This is a genomic window from Lentiprolixibacter sp. (genome assembly GCF_982873095.1).
Window position 1 is genome coordinate 1 of the sequence record NZ_CEYNTP010000256.1, and the last position, 3,773, is coordinate 3,773.

At 46.6% G+C, this 3,773-nt stretch carries 5 protein-coding genes; 4 read left to right on the forward strand and 1 reads right to left on the reverse strand.

Annotation, left to right across the window (positions count from 1 at the left end; all coding sequences use genetic code 11):
- The 3 genes from AC4E7D_RS12675 to pyrF form a co-directional block, all read left to right on the forward strand.
- Nucleotides 1-1,004 (forward strand): FAD:protein FMN transferase (locus tag AC4E7D_RS12675; protein WP_490174155.1); only part of this gene is annotated, 1,004 nt, incomplete at its 5' end.
- 101 nt (nucleotides 1,005-1,105) lie between these two features.
- Entirely contained in the window at nucleotides 1,106-2,182 is a 1,077-nt protein-coding gene (prfA, locus tag AC4E7D_RS12680; protein ID WP_490174156.1) for a peptide chain release factor 1, read from the forward strand.
- A gap of 8 nt (nucleotides 2,183-2,190) precedes the next feature.
- Complete coding sequence (pyrF, locus tag AC4E7D_RS12685) at nucleotides 2,191-3,000, forward strand: orotidine-5'-phosphate decarboxylase (protein ID WP_490174157.1); 810 nt, start codon at nucleotides 2,191-2,193, stop codon at nucleotides 2,998-3,000.
- 11 nt (nucleotides 3,001-3,011) lie between these two features.
- Here the strand turns inward: pyrF and AC4E7D_RS12690 are convergent, their stop codons facing one another.
- Nucleotides 3,012-3,203, reverse strand: a complete 192-nt coding sequence (locus AC4E7D_RS12690; RefSeq protein ID WP_490174158.1) for a hypothetical protein — start codon at nucleotides 3,201-3,203, stop codon at nucleotides 3,012-3,014.
- 180 nt (nucleotides 3,204-3,383) lie between these two features.
- On the opposite strand from AC4E7D_RS12690, the gene AC4E7D_RS12695 reads away from it, so the two are divergent.
- Nucleotides 3,384-3,773, forward strand: a 390-nt coding sequence (locus tag AC4E7D_RS12695; RefSeq protein ID WP_490174159.1) for a hypothetical protein, incomplete at its 3' end; no start/stop codon positions are given.

The window sequence follows — 3,773 nt, forward strand, 5'->3', positions numbered from 1 at the left end:
ATCTGATAAACGTGAGAACTACAGTAATTTTGTTCTTTTCCTGCTTTCTGGTGCTGGGTAGCAACCCGTCTAACCAGATGGTTGCCGTAAAGCGCTCGCTTACCCTGATGGGTAGCACCTTCGAAATTACTGTGGTAACTTCCAATGAAGATATTGGTTATGTGAATATTCAGGAAGCAATCGATGAAATCCGGCGGATCGAACGTATGATATCTTCCTGGGATCCGGAATCTGAAACCTCCCTGATCAACAAAAACGCCGGGGTACAACCCGTTCGTGTTAGCAAGGAACTTTTCCATTTGTTGGAACGTTGCATACAGATATCAGAAATCACCAACGGGGCGTTTGATATTACCTACGCCGCCCTGGACAAGGTGTGGCAGTACGATGGGAGTATGGAAACCCTCCCTGCTCCAGAAAAGGTCAGAAATGCCGTTCTCAAGGTAGGCTACCAAAACATCCGGCTAAATTCGGAGGAGTATACGGTGTACTTACCAGAAAGAGGGATGAAGATTGGTTTTGGTGCAATTGGCAAGGGCTACGCTGCAGATCGTGCTAAAGAGTTACTGCTCTCCAAGCAGGTAGGTTCCGGTTGCATCAATGCCGCCGGGGATATTACTGCCTGGGGGACAAAGGCCAGTGGAGAAAAGTGGCTGCTGGGCGTGGCCAACCCCCTTGGAAAAAACCGGATGTTTACCTGGGTACCCCTTATTGAATCCTCCGCCTCAATGAGCGGGAAATTTGACAAGTACACTACATTAAATGAGAAGCGGTATTCCCATCTGTTAAATCCTGACTCCGGATACCCGGTAACCCGGATGATACAGACCATAGTTTTTGGCAAGAGTGCCGAGCTCTGTGATGCGCTGGCTACGGCAATTCACGTCCTTGGGAAAGACAGGGGCCTGGCGCTGATCAATCAATTGGGAGACACCGAGGTGATCATTATCGACAATTTTGGGGAGCTTACCTCCAGTGAAGGCCTCAAAATGCTCAACCCATAGAATACGAGGTATCAGCTACTGCTGGCAAGCAATGGGATTCATAGCAAAGCCTTTCCTTTCGCTTTTAAAAATCGTAACTTCGCAAACTAAGCAGCAGGTCCATGCTAGATAAATTGAATATTGTTAAACAGCGCTTTGATGAGGTTTCTGACCTGATCATACAGCCGGATATCATTTCCGATCAGAAGCGGTATATCCAATTGAATAAGGAATACAAAGACCTTAAGGTAATTATGGATAAGCGCGACCGATATGTGGAGCTGACCAATAATATCAAAGAAGCTGAGGAAATCATTGCCGATGGCAGTGATGAGGAAATGCTGGAGATGGCGAAACTACAGCTGGATGAAGCCAAGGAAGCCCTGCCAGAATTGGAAGAGGAGATCAAGATCCTGCTCATTCCCAAAGACCCGGAGGACGCCAAAGATGTGGTCATGGAGATCCGTGCTGGTACCGGTGGAGATGAAGCCAGTATTTTTGCTGGGGACCTGTACAGAATGTATGTAAAGTATTGTGAATCAAAGGGTTGGAAAACCAATGTGATTGACCTAAGTGAAGGCACCAGCGGGGGCTTCAAGGAAATACATTTTGAGGTCAGCGGGGAAGACGTCTACGGTACCCTGAAGTTTGAGGCCGGGGTACACCGTGTACAACGCGTACCGCAAACTGAAACCCAGGGCAGGGTGCATACCAGCGCAGCTACAGTCATGGTACTGCCGGAAGCAGAGGATTTTGATGTGCAGATCGATCCCAAGGATGTTCGCATTGATTATTTCTGCTCTTCAGGGCCGGGCGGGCAGTCCGTGAACACTACCTATAGTGCCGTTCGGCTGACCCATATTCCTACCGGGATCGTAGCCCAGTGCCAGGACGAAAAGTCCCAGCATAAGAACAAAGACAAAGCTTTTAAGGTATTGCGTTCACGCCTCTATGACATGGAACTGGCCAAGAAACAGGAGGAGGATGCCGCAAAACGAAACTCTCAGGTTAGCAGCGGGGACCGGTCGGCTAAGATACGGACCTATAATTATCCACAGGGACGCGTAACGGATCACCGCATAGGCCTCACCCTGTATGACCTGCAAAATATCATAAACGGGGACCTTCAGCGTATTATTGATGAATTGATGCTGGTAGAAAACACGGAAAAACTGCGGGAAGCCTCAGAGATCTTCTAAGGGATTATATGGAAACAGCCTTTTTGGAACAACAAATACGCAAAAAGAAATCCTTTCTTTGTGTTGGTCTGGATACAGATTTGGAAAAAATCCCGCCACACCTGCTGTCCGAAGAGGATCCCATCTTTGCCTTCAACAAGGCGATCATCGATGCGACCCAGAAGTATGCTGTGGCATACAAGCCTAATATCGCCTTCTACGAAGCTTATGGCATACAGGGATGGCAAGCCCTTAAGAAAACGATTGACTACCTCAATGCCAACTATCCGGAAGTCTTCACAATAGCCGATGCCAAACGTGGCGACATAGGCAATACAGCAGCCCGCTATGCCCAGGCATTTTTCGAAGACCTGGATTTTGATGCCATTACGGTTGCCCCCTACATGGGGCATGATTCTGTGGAGCCCTTTCTGGATTTTGAAAATAAGCACACCATCTTGCTGGCCTTAACCTCCAATTCCGGGGCATTTGACTTTCAAACCAGGGACCTGGAAGGAAGGGAACTGTATAAACAGGTGTTGGAAACTTCCAAAGGGTATGCCCATGCCAACAGGCTTATGTACGTGGTGGGCGCCACGAAGGCGGAATACTTAAGGGAAATACGAAAAATAGTGCCTGACCATTTTCTCCTGGTACCCGGGGTAGGGGCACAGGGAGGTAGCCTTGCTGAGGTATGTGAAAATGGGATAAACAGCAGGGTAGGCCTGTTGGTAAATTCCTCAAGGGGGATTATCTATGCCTCAAAAGAAAAGGATTTTGCAGCTGCAGCACAGGCCAAAGCGGTGGAACTGCAAAGCGAAATGGCCAGCTATCTTTAGGCCAAAAATCCTCAGGACCTGCGGCCCTCCAAAATCCTTTTGATCTTCTGGGCTTTTGATTCAAAAAACGACTGTAGGGGTGTGCCGATGCTTTCAAATGCCCTTCGCTTAAAAACTTCGTACTGGTTAAGCAGGGAAATATTGGTGTGATTTTCCGGGGTATCTGAATTGACAGCACCTATTTTGCAAAACTGGCTCTTCATGGTCAATTCTTTTTATTTATAAATATACGTCTTTAACCGCCCTTTGGATGTTTATATCACAGTTATTTAACTAATAATCAAGCTTTTTGTCTAAAAATGATATCCTTGGCTGGTTTTTATTCAATGTTAAGGGGTAATCACAGAAAAAACTATCTTTATTGGAATAGTAAACTACCATATATGAAAACGTTCTCCTTATTCCTTTTATTTGGTTTCGGACTACTTTTTTTTGATGCTGCCAATGCTCAAAATCAGCAGTGTCCCTGCTGTACAGAAAAACACAAAGCCTTTGATTTTTGGATAGGGGAGTGGGTGGTATCCAACCCCAAAGACGCAATAGTGGGTTACAGTTCTATTGTCAAAATACAAGGAGGTTGTGCCTTACAGGAAAATTGGCGCAGTGACAAAACAGCATTTACGGGAACATCCTATAATTATTACAATCAGCAGGAGCAACGCTGGGAACAATTGTGGATAGATAATTCGGGGCGACAGTTAAAACTATATGGAAACCGGAAAGGGAACCAGATGGTCCTGAGTTCGGAACCCTTTACCCGGCCAGACGGTAAG